This is a genomic window from Vibrio sp. 2CM40D, assembly GCF_023161825.1.
Classification (GTDB): domain Bacteria; phylum Pseudomonadota; class Gammaproteobacteria; order Enterobacterales; family Vibrionaceae; genus Vibrio; species Vibrio alginolyticus.
In genome coordinates this window covers 162290-178498 of sequence record NZ_JALNTL010000009.1, presented here as the reverse complement: position 1 = coordinate 178498, position 16209 = coordinate 162290, and the positions used below count along the sequence as shown (strand labels likewise).

The following is a 16209-nucleotide window of genomic DNA, read 5'->3' as shown; positions in this document are numbered from 1 at the left end:
GAATTGGTAGACGCACCAGATTTAGGTTCTGGCGCCGCAAGGTGTGAGAGTTCAAGTCTCTCCTTCCGCACCATTATCGGAAAACCCAGCATGATTTTGCTGGGTTTTTTCTTTTTTTGGTTCTGGACTCGGGAAATCATTAGATTTGCCGAATTAAAAAAGCGAGCTCATGGCTCGCTTTTTTTCTATCTGTGATTTGAGTAGCCTACTACATACCTAACGCGTATTTCAGTACTTGAGCCTTAATTGGCCCTGAGTTTTCAGCAAGCTTCAATGCTGCATTACGTACGAACTTCAATGGCCCAAGATCGTTGCTAAAACCTTTATAGAAAAAGTCCATGCCCGTCTGCATGAGTAAGTTGTCAGGTCGACGTGCACGTTCGTATTTCGCAAGTAAGGCATCTTCCAGCTGTTCTTTGTGTTCTGTTACCGAAAGGAGAACGTCTACATCTTTGAAGCCTAAGTTTACCCCTTGCCCTGCAAGCGGATTGATCGTATGAGCAGAGTCACCCACTAATACGCAATTTTTGCTTGAGTAGCTTTGCGCATGACGACGAGTGAGTGGGAATGAGCCAAACTGTAAAACTTCAATATCGCCTAATTCAGCAGGGAAATGACGTAAGATTTCTTCCCTTAGTTGAGGTTTACCCATCGCACACAGTTGTTTAATACGTTTAGGCGAGTCATACCAAACCAAAGAACCTTGGCCTACTACTTGACCATCGTCGTTACTCAAAGAGCACAGAGGTAAAAATGAACGTGGGCCTGAAGGTGTAAATTGTTGCCAAGTAATATCTTGCTGAGGCAATTCTGTTTTCACGTTAATCAACATGCAGTGTTGTCGGTAGTCCCACGCAGTTACACCAATTCCAGCCAATTGACGAACTTTAGAGTTTGCACCATCAGCACCAATCACCCAGTTAGCTTCAAACTGCTCCCCACTTTCTAGTGTCACAACGTTTACATCTGCAAACTCAATGGCTTTTAATCGCTCAGGACACATCACGGTTAGATTTTCATACTGAGAGAAGACTTGCCAAAGACCTAATTGGATTAGGCGATTTTCAACGATGTAACCTAGCTGATCCAATGACAATTCATCAGAGTGAAAACGAGTACGGCACTCTGGGTGCTCCCAAGTTTCTAAGCGACGATAAGGACAAACTCGCATGCTCTTGATCTCTGACCATGCTCCGAGTGAATCAAGTAACTCCACCGACTGGTGCGAGATTGCAGATACACGAATATCCATCGCCTGAGCGGCATCAAAAACTTTAGGTTTTGTACCTTCAACCAAGACAACGCTTCTGCCCTGCTTGGCAAATCCAACAGCGACGGCTGCCCCAACCATACCGCCACCGATCACGGCGATGTCATACTTGTTCATTTTTCACTCTTCATCGTGCTGATTAATTGGCGTTTTTTATTGTACTTTCCATGGCCATTTTTACAAAATTGTTTAACAAAAAACCTTGTTCTGCATAGGGCGAAAAACTAGATTTCATCAGGCTTTGCAGAGAATTAGCTAGATCACTAGTCAGGTGCTTTTTAAAGCAGTACAATACGCCGCTTACCGCCGTGATGGCGGCTATAATTTGAGCAATAGCTCTCCGATTTAAGTACAACTGAACGAGCGAAAGTGAGATGAGTAAGAAACTGCTAATTAAAACCTGGGGCTGCCAGATGAACGAATACGATTCATCAAAAATGGCCGACCTGCTTAATGCTGCAAACGGCTACGAGCTGACGGAAGAGCCAGAGGAAGCAGACGTACTTCTACTTAACACCTGTTCGATCCGTGAAAAAGCGCAAGAGAAAGTTTTCCACCAGTTAGGCCGCTGGAAAACACTAAAAGATAAAAAACCTGGCGTAGTTATCGGTGTAGGTGGTTGTGTAGCAACGCAAGAAGGTGACCATATTCGTGAACGTGCACCATACGTTGACGTTATTTTTGGCCCACAAACTTTGCACCGCCTACCTGAGATGATCAAACAATCTCAGTCCGATGATGCACCAGTTATGGACATTTCGTTCCCAGAGATCGAAAAATTCGACCGCCTACCTGAACCTCGCGCTGAAGGTGCGACAGCATTCGTTTCTATTATGGAAGGCTGCTCTAAGTACTGTACTTACTGTGTCGTACCGTACACTCGTGGTGAAGAAGTAAGCCGTCCAATGGATGACGTACTGTTCGAAATCGCCCAACTTGCTGAACAAGGCGTACGTGAAGTAAACCTTCTGGGTCAAAACGTAAACGCGTACCGTGGTCCTATGCACGATGGTGAGATCTGTTCATTTGCAGAACTGCTTCGTTTGGTTGCGTCTATCGATGGTATCGACCGTATTCGTTTCACGACGAGCCACCCGTTAGAATTCACAGACGACATCATCGCAGTATACGAAGATACGCCAGAACTTGTGAGCTTCCTGCACTTACCTGTGCAAAGTGGTAGTGACCGTATCCTAACGATGATGAAACGCCCTCACACCGCTATCGAATACAAATCGATCATCCGTAAACTGCGTAAAGCTCGTCCTGATATTCAAATCAGTTCAGACTTTATTGTTGGTTTCCCTGGTGAGACAGACAAAGACTTCCAAGACACCATGAAGCTAATCAAAGATGTAGACTTTGACATGAGCTTCAGCTTTATTTTCTCTCCACGTCCAGGTACGCCAGCAGCGGATTACCCTTGTGATGTGTCAGAACAAGTGAAGAAAGAGCGCCTTTACGAACTACAGCAAACTATCAATGCTCAAGCGATGCGTTACTCTCGCTTAATGCTTGGCACAGAACAACGTGTTCTAGTTGAAGGTCCTTCGAAGAAAAACCTAATGGAACTACGCGCTCGTACAGAAAACAACCGTGTAGTAAACTTTGAAGGTAGTGCAGACCTAATTGGTCAGTTCGTTGATGTGAAGATCGTAGACGTATTTGCAAACTCACTGCGTGGTGAGCTAGTACGTACTGAAAAAGACATGGATCTTCGTAGTGTGATTTCCCCAACGCAGATGATGGCGAAAACACGTCGCGAAGATGAGCTGGGTGTAGCTACTTTTACGCCGTAAGCTCGTATAAATAGCCATAGAGAGCCTGGTCGTTATCAGGCTCTCACTAAGTGGCAAAAAATGAGAGGCAACATTGAGCAATAAAATCGTAACTCTAGAAATTAACCTAGAACCTTCAGACAACCGCCGACTAGCTAGCCTGTGCGGTCCATTCGATGACAACATCAAGCATTTAGAACGTCGTCTAGGCGTTGAAATTAACCACCGTAGTGACCACTTTACGATTGTCGGTAAACCTCATACCGCATCAGCTGCGCTGGATATCCTGAAAACTCTATATGTTGATACCGCACCTGTACGAGGTGAGATCCCAGATATTGAGCCTGAGCAAATCCATCTAGCGATCAAAGAGTCTGGTGTTCTTGAGCAGAATACTGAGTCTAACATCGAGCATGGTAAAGAAGTCTTCGTCAAAACCAAGAAAGGTGTGATCAAACCACGCACGCCAAACCAAGCGCAGTACTTGGTTAACATGGTCACGCATGATATTTCTTTTGGTATTGGCCCGGCTGGTACAGGTAAAACCTACCTTGCTGTAGCAGCAGCTGTTGACGCACTAGAGCGCCAAGAGATCCGTCGTATTCTACTTACTCGTCCAGCGGTTGAAGCTGGTGAGAAATTGGGCTTCCTGCCTGGTGATTTAAGCCAGAAAGTCGACCCATACCTACGTCCGCTATACGACGCTCTATTTGAAATGCTGGGCTTTGAGCGCGTAGAGAAGCTGATTGAACGTAACGTGATTGAGGTTGCCCCTCTTGCTTACATGCGTGGTCGTACTCTAAACGACGCCTTTATCATTCTTGATGAGAGTCAGAACACCACAGTTGAACAGATGAAGATGTTCCTAACGCGTATTGGTTTTAACTCTCGCGCGGTTATCACTGGTGATGTCACGCAGATTGACTTACCTCGTGGTGCGAAATCGGGTCTTCGTCATGCTATTGAAGTACTAAGCGAAGTTGACGACATCAGCTTTAACTTCTTCTTAGCCGACGACGTTGTACGTCACCCTGTGGTTGCTCGTATCGTTAACGCGTACGAGAAGTGGGAAGCACAAGACCAGAAAGAGCGTAAAGAGTTCGAGAAACGCCGTCGTGAAGAACGCGATGCGAAGTTACTAGAAGCAGCAAAAGCCGAATTGAATGCACAAGTTGCTTCAACTAAGGAATAATCATGGCGATTGAACTTGATCTGCAACTGGCAGTCGAAAATGAAGAAGGTCTGCCTTCGCAGCAAGATTTCCAATTGTGGTTAGATAAGACCATTCCTCTCTTCCAGCCACAAGCCGAAGTCACCATTCGTATTGTTGATGAACAAGAAAGTCATACGCTCAACCATGAGTATCGCGGCAAAGATAAACCAACTAATGTGTTGTCGTTTCCATTTGAAGCACCTCCTGGTATGGAAATAGATTTACTTGGTGATTTGATTATTTGCCGCCAAGTTGTTGAAAAAGAGGCGGTTGAACAGAGCAAGCCTCTGCTAGCACATTGGGCGCATATGGTTGTACATGGCAGCTTGCATCTGCTAGGTTATGATCATATAGAGGATGACGAAGCCGAAGAGATGGAGTCCCTCGAAACCGAAATCATGCAAGGTATGGGTTATGAAGATCCTTACATTGCTGAAAAAGAGTAGCTATTGGCCACTCGACAGGGAAAGGCGAACCACCTAAATGACTCTCGTGTTCGCCTCTCTATGTGTGCTATCACACTTCTGATAGCGTTACTTAATTGAGAAACAATGAACGAAGATAATTCTCCCTCTTCTAACGAAGATAAGAAAGAAAAGGCAGAAGGTCCGAGTAGAAAGTCCTTCTTTGAACGTCTAGGTCAACTATTTCAGGGCGAACCAAAAGATCGCCAAGAGCTTGTGGATGTTATCCGCGACTCTGAAGTTAACGACCTGATTGACCATGACACTCGCGATATGCTTGAAGGTGTTATGGAAATCTCCGAAATGCGTGTGCGTGACATTATGATCCCGCGTTCGCAAATGGTTACCGTTGAGCGTACTCACGACCTTGATACCTTGGTTGCTTTGATTACCGATGCTCAACACTCTCGCTACCCTGTGATCAGCGAAGATAAAGACCATGTGGAAGGCATACTTCTAGCGAAGGACTTACTTAAATACTTAGGCTCAGGCAGCAATCCATTTGATATCGAAGAAGTCATTCGACCAGCGGTTGTAGTACCGGAAAGTAAACGCGTTGATCGACTGCTGAAAGAATTCCGTGAAGAACGTTATCATATGGCCATTGTTGTCGATGAATTCGGTGGTGTTTCTGGTCTTGTAACCATTGAAGATATCCTTGAGGAAATCGTCGGGGATATTGAAGATGAATTCGATGAAAGTGAAGAGACGGACATTCGTAAGCTGAGCAAGCATACGTTTGCTGTCAGAGCGCTGACAACCATCGAAGAGTTTAATGAGACATTCGGAACCAACTTCAGCGATGAGGAAGTTGATACCGTTGGTGGTATGGTCATGACTGCCTTTGGTCACTTACCTTCTCGTGGTGAACTGGTTGAAATTGAAGGCTACAACTTCAAAGTCACCGCTGCCGATAACCGTCGTGTCATTCAACTCCAAGTGACGATCCCAGACGAAGAAACCCTGGTTGAAGCCACTCAAGAGTAACGCGATACCCATTGGGAATCTCAGAAATTACAATGATGAATGAACTCTTTCATCGCCTTAAGCGGCCCTTAGTGGCCGCTTTTGTTGGCGCCTCTACTACACTCGCTTTCGCTCCTTACCAGCTGTGGCCTATTGCCATTCTTAGCCCAGCAATTCTACTGATTCTTCTTGCTAACCAAACTCCGAAACGCGCACTATGGATTGGTTATGCTTGGGGGTTAGGTCAATTTGCAACTGGCGTTAGCTGGGTTTACGTCAGTATCTCCGGTTTTGGCGGTATGCCGCTCATTGCCAATTTATTTTTAATGGGCTTGCTTGTTGCCTACTTGGCTGTTTATTCAGGCTTATTTGCTTGGCTCAACAACAAGCTGTTTCCTCAATTTACGCTCACAAAAGCACTTCTCGCTGCACCTGCTTTATGGCTGATCAGTGATTGGTTACGTGGTTGGGTGATGACTGGCTTCCCTTGGTTATGGCTAGGCTATAGCCAGATAGATGCTCCACTCGCAAGCTTTGCACCAATTGGCGGCGTAGAACTGCTTACTCTATTTATCCTTATCAGCGCAGGGGCGTTAGCCTACGCATGGATTCATAAGCAGTGGCTGATGGTGATTATCCCTGCGGTACTACTCAGTACTGGCTTTGGGGTTCGCAACTACGATTGGGTAACACCCCGACCAGAAGACACGACTAAGCTCGCGCTGATTCAAGGTAACGTAGACCAGAACCTAAAGTGGCTACCAAGTCAACGCTGGCCAACCATCATGAAATACGCTGACTTAACTCGTGAAAACTGGGACGCTGACATTATCGTTTGGCCAGAAGCAGCAATTCCCGCTTTTGAAATTGAAGTGCCTTCATTTTTGAGCAATATCGACAGCGCTGCAAAAATGAATAACAGCGCAATCATCACCGGTGTCGTCAATCAAGCTGAAGATCGACAGTTCTACAACAGTATTCTGTCCCTCGGCATCACACCATACGGTGACTACAGCTTCGATTTAAGCGAACGTTACCATAAGCATCACCTACTACCGTTTGGTGAGTTTGTACCATTTGAAGATATTTTGCGCCCATTAGCGCCATTCTTTAACCTACCGATGTCATCGTTTAGCCGTGGGGCTTTTGTGCAGCCAAACATCGTTGCGAATGGCATGCACATGGCACCAGCGCTTTGCTATGAGATCATCTTTAATGAGCAAGTGCGTCAAAATGTGACTGACGAAACAGACTTCATTCTAACGCTTTCAAACGATGCATGGTTTGGTCACTCTATCGGCCCTCTTCAGCATATGGAGATCGCCCGTATGCGTGCCTTAGAGTTGGGCAAACCGCTCATCCGCTCGACTAACAATGGATTAACAGCGGTAACCGATCACAAGGGTAAAATCGTTGAGCAAGTTCCGCAGTTTGAAACTGCAGTACTGCGCGCAGAGCTCACCCCAACCGATGGGAAAACGCCATATCGAATCGTTGGTACTTGGCCATTGTATATTTGGGTAGGGTTAAGTTTAGCGCTGGCTTTCGGTTTAAGAAGAAAACAGAGCTGATAACAGCTTGAAAGTAGAAAAGACAAAAAAGAGGCGACTAAGCCTCTTTTTTATTCATTGCATTATACAGTCGTTACTCGCCATTTATGGCTTTAATGACTGACGAGTAAAGCCTTTGTGACCACACTTAATACACGGAATGATTACTGTTGGGTGGTTATACGTTGTCTTGTGACCACACTCATCACAGACTAAAGTTCCTAAGCCTATCACCTCTCCTGCTTCATATAGCCCTTGATGCTCTAAGTCATCGAACAACTCAACCCACTCAACTTTAGTTCGGTCTGTAATCTCTAACAGCCCTTGCCATATCGAATCCGCAATCGTTAAGTAAAACGGACCGCTTTTGCTATCCTCGTAACTCTCTGAAAACTCTTTTAAGTCTGCTTTAAGGTACGCTTTGATTAAAGCCAATTCATCTTTGGTCAAGTCATTAGCAGCATCCACCACTTTGCCCGACGTCTCAATCGCTTTGTTAACTTCTTCCGGACTGTGCTTCAAGGTTTCAATCACATCCTCGAGCATTTCCTCATAACCTGTTTTACGTTTAGGCATAACTGACCTCCATCTTTCTCCTACCTGCGTCACTTAAGGGCGCATGGGTACAGATTGGCTATTGTTGTGATCCCTAGCTTTAGGTATTCTATGACGATCTATTTAAGTCTGTTCTAACCGAACTCACAAATTCCAAGATAACGGATACCATCGATGCAAGAACAATACAACCCACAAGATATTGAACAAAAAGTTCAAAAGCACTGGGATGACAACAAAACCTTTGTTGTAAGTGAAGACCCAAATAAAGAAAAATTCTACTGTCTGTCCATGTTCCCATACCCAAGTGGTCGACTGCACATGGGTCACGTGCGCAACTACACTATCGGTGATGTAGTATCTCGTTTCCAACGCCTACAAGGCAAAAACGTGATGCAACCAATCGGTTGGGACGCATTCGGTCTACCTGCAGAAAACGCAGCAGTAAAAAACAAAACTGCGCCAGCACCTTGGACTTACGAAAACATCGAATACATGAAGAACCAACTTAAGCTTCTAGGCTTTGGTTACGATTGGAACCGTGAATTCGCAACATGTACACCGGAGTACTACCGCTGGGAACAAGAGTTCTTCACTAAACTTTACGAGAAAGGTTTAGTTTACAAAAAGACTTCTTCTGTTAACTGGTGTCCTAACGACCAAACTGTTCTTGCAAACGAGCAGGTTGAAGACGGTTGTTGTTGGCGTTGTGATACGCCTGTAGAGCAAAAAGAAATCCCTCAATGGTTCATCAAAATCACTGAGTACGCTCAAGAGCTACTAGACGACTTAGACAAGCTTGAAGGTTGGCCTGAAATGGTGAAGACCATGCAGCGCAACTGGATTGGTCGTTCTGAAGGTGTTGAACTGAAGTTTGAAGTTAAGGGTCAACAAGACCTAGAAGTTTACACAACACGTCCAGATACGCTAATGGGTGTGACTTACGTGGGTATCGCAGCCGGCCACCCTCTTGCAGCTCTTGCAGCAGAGAACAATCCAGAGCTTGCAGCGTTTATCGACGAATGTAAGAACAACAAGGTTGCAGAAGCTGAGCTAGCGACAATGGAGAAGAAAGGTATGGCAACTGGCCTTACTGCTATTCATCCATTGAACGGCTGCGAAGTACCAGTATACGTAGCAAACTTCGTACTGATGGACTACGGTACAGGCGCGGTAATGGCTGTACCTGCACACGACCAACGTGACTACGAGTTCGCAACGAAGTACGGTCTAGACATCGTGCCAGTTATCAAGCCTGCTGATGGCAGCGAGCTAGACATCTCTGAAGCGGCATACACAGAGAAAGGCGTACTGTTCGATTCTGGTGAATTCGACGGCCTAGAATTCCAAGCGGCGTTCGATGCAATTGCAGCGAAGCTAGAAGCAGAGGGCAAAGGCACTAAGACTGTAAACTTCCGTCTACGCGACTGGGGTGTATCTCGTCAACGTTACTGGGGCGCACCAATCCCAATGGTAACGACTGAAGACGGTGAAGTTCACCCAGTACCTGCTGACCAACTACCAGTGATTCTTCCAGAAGACGTGGTAATGGACGGCGTAACGAGCCCAATCAAAGCAGACAAAGAGTGGGCGAAGACAACCTTTAACGGCGAACCTGCTCTACGTGAGACAGATACGTTCGATACGTTCATGGAATCTTCTTGGTACTACGCGCGTTACTGTTCACCACAAGCGGACGACATCCTAGACCCAGAAAAAGCAAACTACTGGCTACCAGTAGATCAGTACATCGGTGGTATCGAGCACGCTTGTATGCACCTACTGTACTCACGCTTCTTCCACAAACTACTGCGCGATGCGGGTTACGTAACGTCTGACGAACCGTTCAAGCAACTACTGTGTCAAGGCATGGTACTGGCTGATGCGTTCTACTTCGAGAACGAGAAAGGCGGCAAAGAGTGGGTAGCTCCAACAGACGTAGCCGTTGAACGTGATGGTAAAGGCCGCATTACTTCTGCTAAAGACACTGAAGGTCGTGATGTAACGCACTCAGGCATGATCAAGATGTCTAAGTCTAAGAACAACGGTATCGACCCTCAAGAAATGGTAGACAAGTACGGCGCTGACACAGTACGTCTATTCATGATGTTCGCGTCTCCAGCGGACATGACACTTGAATGGCAAGAGTCTGGCGTAGAAGGTGCGAACCGCTTCCTAAAACGTGTTTGGAAACTAGTGAAAGAGCACACAGCGAAAGGCGCAGCAGAAGCAGTAGATACCGCAGCGCTTTCTGGTGATCAAAAAGCACTTCGCCGCGACGTTCACAAAACTATCGCGAAAGTGACGGACGATATCGCTCGTCGTCAAACATTCAACACCGCGATCGCAGCGATCATGGAGCTGATGAACAAACTAGCGAAAGCGCCTCAAGAATCTGCGCAAGATCGTGCAATCCTTGACGAAGCACTGAAAGCTATTGTTGTCATGCTTTACCCTATCACTCCGCATATCTCATACGAGCTATGGGCAGCACTAGGTGAAACAGACATTGATAACGCGGCATGGCCGACGTTTGACGAAAAAGCGCTAGTTGAAGACGAAAAAACCATCGTTGTTCAAGTTAACGGTAAGCTACGTGCGAAGCTAACAGTCCCAGCGGATATCTCTAAAGACGATATCGAACAGCTTGGTCTAAACGACGAAAACGTGGTTAAGTTCACTGATGGCCTGACTATTCGTAAAGTCATTTACGTTCCAGGTAAACTGCTGAACATCGTTGCAAACTAATCACAGCTTGCAATTTGTCTCAGTTTAGCGAACTTATTTGTTAACCAAGAGTCATTAAACAGGGTAGTTCGCTACCCTGTTTATTTACCTCAAACCATTCACATGAGTGGTTTAAGGTAAATAACCCCTTCAATTTAGGATGAATACAATCAATGCGCTTTTTCTCTTTGATTAAACTACCAGTGGTATTGGTATTAGCGGGGCTTCTTTCTGCCTGTGGTTTTCACCTTCGCGGCGAGTATTCCGTACCGGAAGAGCTGCACACTATGTCTTTCTCCAGCTACGATGAATACAGTGAATTAACTCGCTATGTACGCTCTCAACTCGAACTGAACAAAGTTGAACTTGTTCAACCATCATCGACGGTACCCAACCTTCATTTGACGGAAGCGACAATCGATGAGCGTACACTATCGCTTTATCAAAATAGCCGTGCAGCAGAAAAAGAGCTGACATACGTAGTAAAATACCGTGTGACAATTCCTGGCTATGGTTCTAAAAACTTTACGACAACAGTAAACCGCAACTACCTAGACAACCCGTTGACCGCACTTGCAAAATCTGTTGAGCGTGACGTAATTGAAGACGAGATGCGCTTGCAAGCTGCAAAACAGATGATGCGCCAGTTGGGCCGTATTCGTGCCGAATATGAAGCAGGACAAATCTCTGAGCCAGCGAACAAAAACTCTTAGTCACTATGCGAATTTATGCCGATAAGCTAACGGATCATTTAACTAAACAAGTTAAACAGGTTTACTTAATCTTTGGTAATGAGCCGTTACTGATTCAAGAAAGCCGCCAAGCCATCCAAAAGGCAGCGTTTCAACAAGGTTTTGAGGAAAAACACCGTTTTGCTGTGGATGCTAGCATCGACTGGAACCAAGTTTACGACTGTTTCCAAGCGATGAGTCTGTTTTCAAACCGTCAATTGATTGAGCTTGAAATTCCTGAAAGTGGCGTGACAACCGCCGTCAGCAAAGAGCTGCAAACACTGTGTGATATGCTTCATGATGACATCATGCTCGTCATTGTTGGTAGCAAACTGACCAAAGCCCAAGAAAATGCGAAATGGTTTAAAGCATTAAGCTCAAAAGGCGATTGGGTAAGCTGCTTGTCGCCAGACCTTCAACGCCTACCTATGTTCATTCAGACACGTTGCCGCACGTTGGGACTAAAACCCGATCAGCAATCACTGCAAATGTTGGCTCAATGGCATGAAGGTAACCTATTTGCATTGACACAAAGCTTAGAGAAATTGGCCCTACTCTACCCGGATGGTGAGCTGACCATCATACGTTTAGAGGAAGCCCTAAGTCGCCATAATCACTTCACTACCTTTAACTGGATCGACGCCTTACTGGCAGGTAAAGCAAACCGTGCACAACGTATTCTTCGCCAACTTGAGGCGGAAGGGGTTGAGACCGTGATCTTGATTCGAAGTGTACAAAAAGAGTTGAGCCAACTTTTAAATATGCATCAAGACTTAAGTCAAATGGGAATGAACCAGGTATTTGAGAAATATCGAGTTTGGCAAAACAAGCGTCCACTCTATAACGCAGCACTGACCCGCTTATCAGCGAGTCGTATTTGTGCATTGCTCTCCTTGTTGGCTCAAGCCGAGATAAAAGCCAAAACTCAGTATGACGAGTCTGTATGGCCAACTATTCATCAGTTGAGCTTAGAAACCTGCTCTCCTGATATTAAGCTGGCAATTTAAAAATCAAAGCGTGATATAGTGCGCGACCTGTTTTGCAAGCAAGAATGTAAAACACTGTAGAGATAAGAGACAAACCGAGGAAAACCGAGTGCTTCGCGAAGAACTGAAAGACTTTTTAGCTGATAAAGCCGACGACATGAAAGCGGAAGACATTATCGTCCTAAATGTGGAAGATAAATCAAGCGTGACAGATTACATGATCATCTGTACTGGTACATCCAAACGCCACGTTTCATCCATCGCTGACCATGTTGCAACAGAGGTGAAAAAAGCCGGTCTTGAGCCACTAGGAATGGAAGGTGAAAACGAAGGTGAATGGGTAGTCCTTGATATGGGCGACGCCATGCTTCACGTGATGCAAGAAGAGCACCGCGAACTCTACCAGCTAGAAAAACTCTGGGGTTAATCTTTTGAAAATTCAACTAATTGCTGTTGGTACAAAAATGCCAAAATGGGTTGAGGAAGGCTTTCAAGAATATCGTCGCCGTTTCCCGCATGATATGCCGTTGGAGTTGATTGAAATCTCTGCTGGCAAACGCGGAAAAAATGCCGATATCGCTCGCATCCTGCAAAAAGAAGGGGAAGCGATGCTCGCTGCGGTACCAAAAGGCAACCGTATCGTCACGTTAGATATCCCAGGTAAAAAATGGGACACTCCTCAACTCGCTGAGCAGTTAGAAGCTTGGAAATTAGATGGCCGTGATGTATCAATATTAATCGGCGGTCCCGAAGGACTCGCTCCTGCATGCAAAGCTGCAGCAGACCAAAGCTGGTCATTGTCTGCCTTAACGCTACCCCACCCTCTAGTGCGTATCGTAATGGCAGAAAGCTTGTACCGAGCGTGGAGCATCACCGCTAACCACCCTTATCATCGCGAATAATCGTTGTTTAACTTTAGAGCCAAGCGTTAATGATTCGTAAACGCCGCAGTCAAATCCGAGATTATCAAGCCGAAGCGCGTCTGTTTGCCAGCCGCGCTATTGTTGCTTTTATCGGCATTGTTGTCTTGATGGGAGCTCTGGTTGCCAACATGTACAACATTCAGGTGAACCAGTTTCAAGACTATCAAACCCGCTCGAACGATAACCGCATCAAAGTAGTGCCTATCGCGCCTAACCGAGGTCTAATTTATGACCGAAATGGCGTTTTACTGGCAGAGAACCGTCCCGTCTTTAACTTAGAACTGACCCCAGAAAAAATTAAAGACATTGATGCAACCATCCAAGAATTACAAACTATTCTGGAAATTACACCAGACCAGATTGAACGTTTCCACCACGAGCGTAAACGGACTCGTCGATTTAAATCGGTCCCACTGCTTACCCAACTGAACGAAAAACAAGTAGCGGTATTCTCCGTCAATCAGTACCGCTTTCCAGGTGTGGAAATAAGTGCGACCTTAAAGCGCTACTACCCTTTCAGCGAAGTCTTAACCCACGTGATTGGGTATGTTTCTCGAATTAATGATCGCGACATGCAACGCCTGATCCGAGAAGAAAAAGACGCAAACTATCAAGCCACTCGCGACATTGGTAAGCTGGGTATTGAAAAATACTACGAAGACCTCTTACACGGTACAGCCGGATATCAAGAAGTCGAGGTAAACAGCCGCGGCCGAGTAATTCGTACCTTAAAGTACGTTCCACCTGTACCCGGAAAAGACATCGTTTTAAACCTTGATATCAACTTGCAGTTGTACGTACACCAATTGTTGGACGGCCGCCGAGGCAGTGCTGTAGTAATCGATCCTAGAGACAACGGCGTACTGGCTATGGTTTCAAGCCCTAGCTACGATCCTAACTCGTTCGTGCACGGAATCTCAGGTAAAGATTATCGCGCCCTTTTGAACGATAAAAACCGTCCTTTGGTCAACCGCACTACACTTGGCATTTACCCTCCTGCGTCTACCATCAAACCATTTATGGCGGTAGCCGCGCTGCAAGAAGGTGTCGTCACACCTAACACCACACGAAATGACCCTGGTTATTGGCGCATACCAAACTCCAACACACGCCCGTTTCGTGACTGGTTGCGTTGGGGACACGGGCGCGTCGATATCATTAAGTCGATCGAAGAGTCTGTTGATACCTTCTACTATCAAATCGCTTATGACATGGGTATTGACCGTATTTCGAATTGGATGATGATGTTCGGTTTTGGTGATTACACTGGCATTGATATCTACGAAGAAAGTAAGGCGAATATGCCGACTCGTGACTGGAAAATGTCTCGCCATAAAACCCCATGGTATAAAGGTGATACGATCCCTGTAGGTATCGGCCAAGGATATTGGACAGCAACACCAATGCAAATCGCCAAAGCAACCTCCGTATTAGTAAACGAGGGAGAAGTGATCGCACCTCACTTGCTCAAAGCGACGATAGAAAATGGTAACGACTTCGAAGAGCAGCAAACGACAGAATACGTGACTTACCCACCAATCAAGAATGTGCCTAAAAAGTACTGGGATATGGCGAAAGAGGGCATGCGTCGGGTAAACCATGGCACGCGCGGAACAGCTCGCCGCTCATTCTACAAAATGAATTATGAAACAGCGGGTAAATCAGGTACTGCACAGGTCTTCGGTCTGGGTGAAAACGAAGAGTACAACGCCGATGAGATCGCCGAGCACTTACGTGACCATGCGTTATTTACTGGCTTTGCACCATTTGATGATCCTAAAGTGGTCGTCACTGTAGTACTAGAAAATGCCGGTGGTGGTTCTAGTAACGGTGCCCCAGTAGTAAGGAAAATTTTTGACCGAGTCGTTCTTGGTCCAGAAGAAATTGAGCCTGAAAACAATGCGAAGAAAGAGGTAAAACAGTAATGAAGATGGATCCCTCTACAGGTAAAAATCGCGCCCTGTTTGAACGCTTCCATATCGACTTACCACTCCTACTTGGCATACTGGCCCTGATGGGGTTTGGCCTGGTGATCATGTACAGCGCCAGTGGCCAAAGTTTACTGATGATGGATCGCCAAGCCATGCGAATGGTGCTTTCACTCGTTGTGATGCTCGTCCTTGCACAGCTTTCTCCACGAACTTACGAAAGCTTGGCACCTTTGATGTTCGTTGGTGGCGTTATACTGCTTTTCGGCGTGCTGTTTTTCGGTGAAGCATCGAAAGGCGCGCAGCGTTGGCTTAACCTCGGTTTTGTGCGCTTTCAACCGTCAGAGCTATTGAAGCTCGCAGTGCCATTAATGGTGGCTCGCTATGTCGGTAGACAGCCCCTTCCACCAACGCTAAAAACACTCATTGTTGCACTGATTATGGTCTGCTTACCAACCATTCTCATTGCAAAGCAGCCTGACTTAGGTACCTCGATCCTGATCGCCGCTTCCGGTATTTTTGTTATCTTCCTCGCCGGCATTAGCTGGAAAATCATCGCTGGTGCTGCGATTGCATTAGGTGGTTTCATTCCAATTCTGTGGTTTTTCTTGATGCGAGAGTATCAAAAAGTGCGAGTTCGTACTCTATTTAACCCGGAATCTGATCCGCTAGGAGCGGGCTACCACATTATTCAGAGTAAAATTGCGATTGGCTCCGGTGGTATTTCCGGCAAAGGTTGGTTGCAAGGTACGCAGTCACAACTAGAATTTCTTCCAGAACGACACACTGACTTTATCTTTGCAGTAATTGCTGAAGAATGGGGTATGATTGGCTTCCTTTGCCTTTTAGCCATCTATCTATTTATTATTGGACGAGGTTTATATCTCGCCAGCCAAGCGCAAACCGCATTTGGACGAATGATGGCAGGCAGTATTGTACTCAGCTTCTTCGTGTATATTTTTGTAAATATTGGCATGGTAAGTGGCATCCTACCTGTAGTAGGTGTACCGTTGCCACTCATCAGTTATGGCGGCACATCAATGGTAACCTTGATGGCTGGTTTTGGTATTCTGATGTCGATTCATACGCACCGAAAAGCATTCTCTAAGGCGACCTAG

At 45.9% G+C, this 16209-nt stretch carries 15 protein-coding genes; 13 read left to right on the top strand and 2 right to left on the bottom strand.

Translation table 11 applies throughout. The annotated features are described in order from the left end of the window. The coding region (locus MTF70_RS19505; protein WP_248394216.1) for a hypothetical protein at nt 1–195 on the top strand (195 nt) is incomplete at its 5' end. Nucleotides 196–208: 13 nt separating this feature from the next. Here the strand turns inward: MTF70_RS19505 and MTF70_RS19500 are convergent. Next, nucleotides 209–1387 (bottom strand): 2-octaprenyl-3-methyl-6-methoxy-1,4-benzoquinol hydroxylase, encoded by a 1179-nt coding sequence (locus MTF70_RS19500; RefSeq protein WP_248394214.1) that lies wholly within the window; start codon nt 1385–1387, stop codon nt 209–211. A 257-nt stretch (nt 1388–1644) separates the two neighbouring features. Between MTF70_RS19500 and miaB the strand changes: the two genes are divergently transcribed. The 5 genes from miaB (at nt 1645) to lnt (ending at nt 7262) form a co-directional block, all read left to right on the top strand. After that, nucleotides 1645–3069: a tRNA (N6-isopentenyl adenosine(37)-C2)-methylthiotransferase MiaB gene (gene miaB / locus MTF70_RS19495; RefSeq protein ID WP_005373038.1), complete on the top strand. Its 1425-nt coding sequence runs from the start codon at nt 1645–1647 to the stop codon at nt 3067–3069. A gap of 73 nt (nt 3070–3142) precedes the next feature. Further along, complete coding sequence (locus MTF70_RS19490; protein ID WP_005373033.1) at nt 3143–4240, top strand: PhoH family protein; 1098 nt, start codon at nt 3143–3145, stop codon at nt 4238–4240. 2 nt (nt 4241–4242) lie between these two features. After that, on the top strand, nt 4243–4707 hold the full coding sequence (gene ybeY / locus MTF70_RS19485) for an rRNA maturation RNase YbeY (RefSeq protein ID WP_005373030.1): 465 nt from the start codon (nt 4243–4245) through the stop codon (nt 4705–4707). A gap of 105 nt (nt 4708–4812) precedes the next feature. After that, nucleotides 4813–5712 (top strand): CNNM family magnesium/cobalt transport protein CorC, encoded by a 900-nt coding sequence (corC, locus tag MTF70_RS19480; RefSeq protein ID WP_005384118.1) that lies wholly within the window; start codon nt 4813–4815, stop codon nt 5710–5712. Nucleotides 5713–5744: 32 nt separating this feature from the next. After that, the gene (gene lnt, locus MTF70_RS19475) at nt 5745–7262 is read left to right on the top strand and encodes an apolipoprotein N-acyltransferase (RefSeq protein WP_205460845.1); all 1518 of its coding nucleotides are present in this window, start codon (nt 5745–5747) and stop codon (nt 7260–7262) included. An 84-nt stretch (nt 7263–7346) separates the two neighbouring features. Here the strand turns inward: lnt and MTF70_RS19470 are convergent, their stop codons facing one another. Then, on the bottom strand, nt 7347–7817 hold the full coding sequence (locus MTF70_RS19470) for a zinc ribbon-containing protein (RefSeq protein ID WP_005373024.1): 471 nt from the start codon (nt 7815–7817) through the stop codon (nt 7347–7349). Between the two features lie 153 nt (nt 7818–7970). Between MTF70_RS19470 and leuS the strand changes: the two genes are divergently transcribed. The 7 genes from leuS to rodA all read left to right on the top strand — a co-directional run bounded on the left by leuS (nt 7971) and on the right by rodA (nt 16209). Beyond that, a complete protein-coding gene (leuS, locus tag MTF70_RS19465) occupies nt 7971–10544 on the top strand; it encodes a leucine--tRNA ligase (protein WP_054730409.1) in 2574 nt (857 codons plus the stop codon). Between the two features lie 152 nt (nt 10545–10696). After that, on the top strand, nt 10697–11236 hold the full coding sequence (gene lptE / locus MTF70_RS19460) for an LPS assembly lipoprotein LptE (protein WP_005384122.1): 540 nt from the start codon (nt 10697–10699) through the stop codon (nt 11234–11236). A 5-nt stretch (nt 11237–11241) separates the two neighbouring features. Continuing rightward, a complete protein-coding gene (gene holA, locus MTF70_RS19455; protein WP_033905862.1) occupies nt 11242–12261 on the top strand; it encodes a DNA polymerase III subunit delta in 1020 nt (339 codons plus the stop codon). Nucleotides 12262–12349: 88 nt separating this feature from the next. Further along, complete coding sequence (rsfS, locus tag MTF70_RS19450; protein ID WP_005373015.1) at nt 12350–12667, top strand: ribosome silencing factor; 318 nt, start codon at nt 12350–12352, stop codon at nt 12665–12667. Nucleotides 12668–12671: 4 nt separating this feature from the next. Beyond that, nucleotides 12672–13142 carry a 23S rRNA (pseudouridine(1915)-N(3))-methyltransferase RlmH gene (gene rlmH, locus MTF70_RS19445; RefSeq protein ID WP_017821762.1) on the top strand — a complete coding sequence of 157 codons (471 nt, stop codon included), beginning with the start codon at nt 12672–12674 and terminating at the stop codon, nt 13140–13142. A 29-nt stretch (nt 13143–13171) separates the two neighbouring features. Beyond that, nucleotides 13172–15088: a penicillin-binding protein 2 gene (gene mrdA, locus MTF70_RS19440; RefSeq protein WP_005384126.1), complete on the top strand. Its 1917-nt coding sequence runs from the start codon at nt 13172–13174 to the stop codon at nt 15086–15088. After that, complete coding sequence (gene rodA / locus MTF70_RS19435; RefSeq protein ID WP_005373004.1) at nt 15088–16209, top strand: rod shape-determining protein RodA; 1122 nt, start codon at nt 15088–15090, stop codon at nt 16207–16209. The genes mrdA and rodA overlap by 1 nt, the downstream gene beginning before the upstream one ends.

What these genes read in the sequence shown, in the direction of transcription:
- MTF70_RS19500 (WP_248394214.1), bottom strand. Translation starts at nt 1,387, where the DNA reads ATGAACAAGTATGACATCGCCGTGATCGGTGGCGGTATGGTTGGGGCA.
- miaB (WP_005373038.1), top strand. Translation starts at nt 1,645, where the DNA reads ATGAGTAAGAAACTGCTAATTAAAACCTGGGGCTGCCAGATGAACGAA.
- ybeY (WP_005373030.1), top strand. Translation starts at nt 4,243, where the DNA reads ATGGCGATTGAACTTGATCTGCAACTGGCAGTCGAAAATGAAGAAGGT.
- corC (WP_005384118.1), top strand. Translation starts at nt 4,813, where the DNA reads ATGAACGAAGATAATTCTCCCTCTTCTAACGAAGATAAGAAAGAAAAG.
- lnt (WP_205460845.1), top strand. Translation starts at nt 5,745, where the DNA reads ATGATGAATGAACTCTTTCATCGCCTTAAGCGGCCCTTAGTGGCCGCT.
- MTF70_RS19470 (WP_005373024.1), bottom strand. Translation starts at nt 7,817, where the DNA reads ATGCCTAAACGTAAAACAGGTTATGAGGAAATGCTCGAGGATGTGATT.
- leuS (WP_054730409.1), top strand. Translation starts at nt 7,971, where the DNA reads ATGCAAGAACAATACAACCCACAAGATATTGAACAAAAAGTTCAAAAG.
- lptE (WP_005384122.1), top strand. Translation starts at nt 10,697, where the DNA reads ATGCGCTTTTTCTCTTTGATTAAACTACCAGTGGTATTGGTATTAGCG.
- holA (WP_033905862.1), top strand. Translation starts at nt 11,242, where the DNA reads ATGCGAATTTATGCCGATAAGCTAACGGATCATTTAACTAAACAAGTT.
- mrdA (WP_005384126.1), top strand. Translation starts at nt 13,172, where the DNA reads ATGATTCGTAAACGCCGCAGTCAAATCCGAGATTATCAAGCCGAAGCG.
- rodA (WP_005373004.1), top strand. Translation starts at nt 15,088, where the DNA reads ATGAAGATGGATCCCTCTACAGGTAAAAATCGCGCCCTGTTTGAACGC.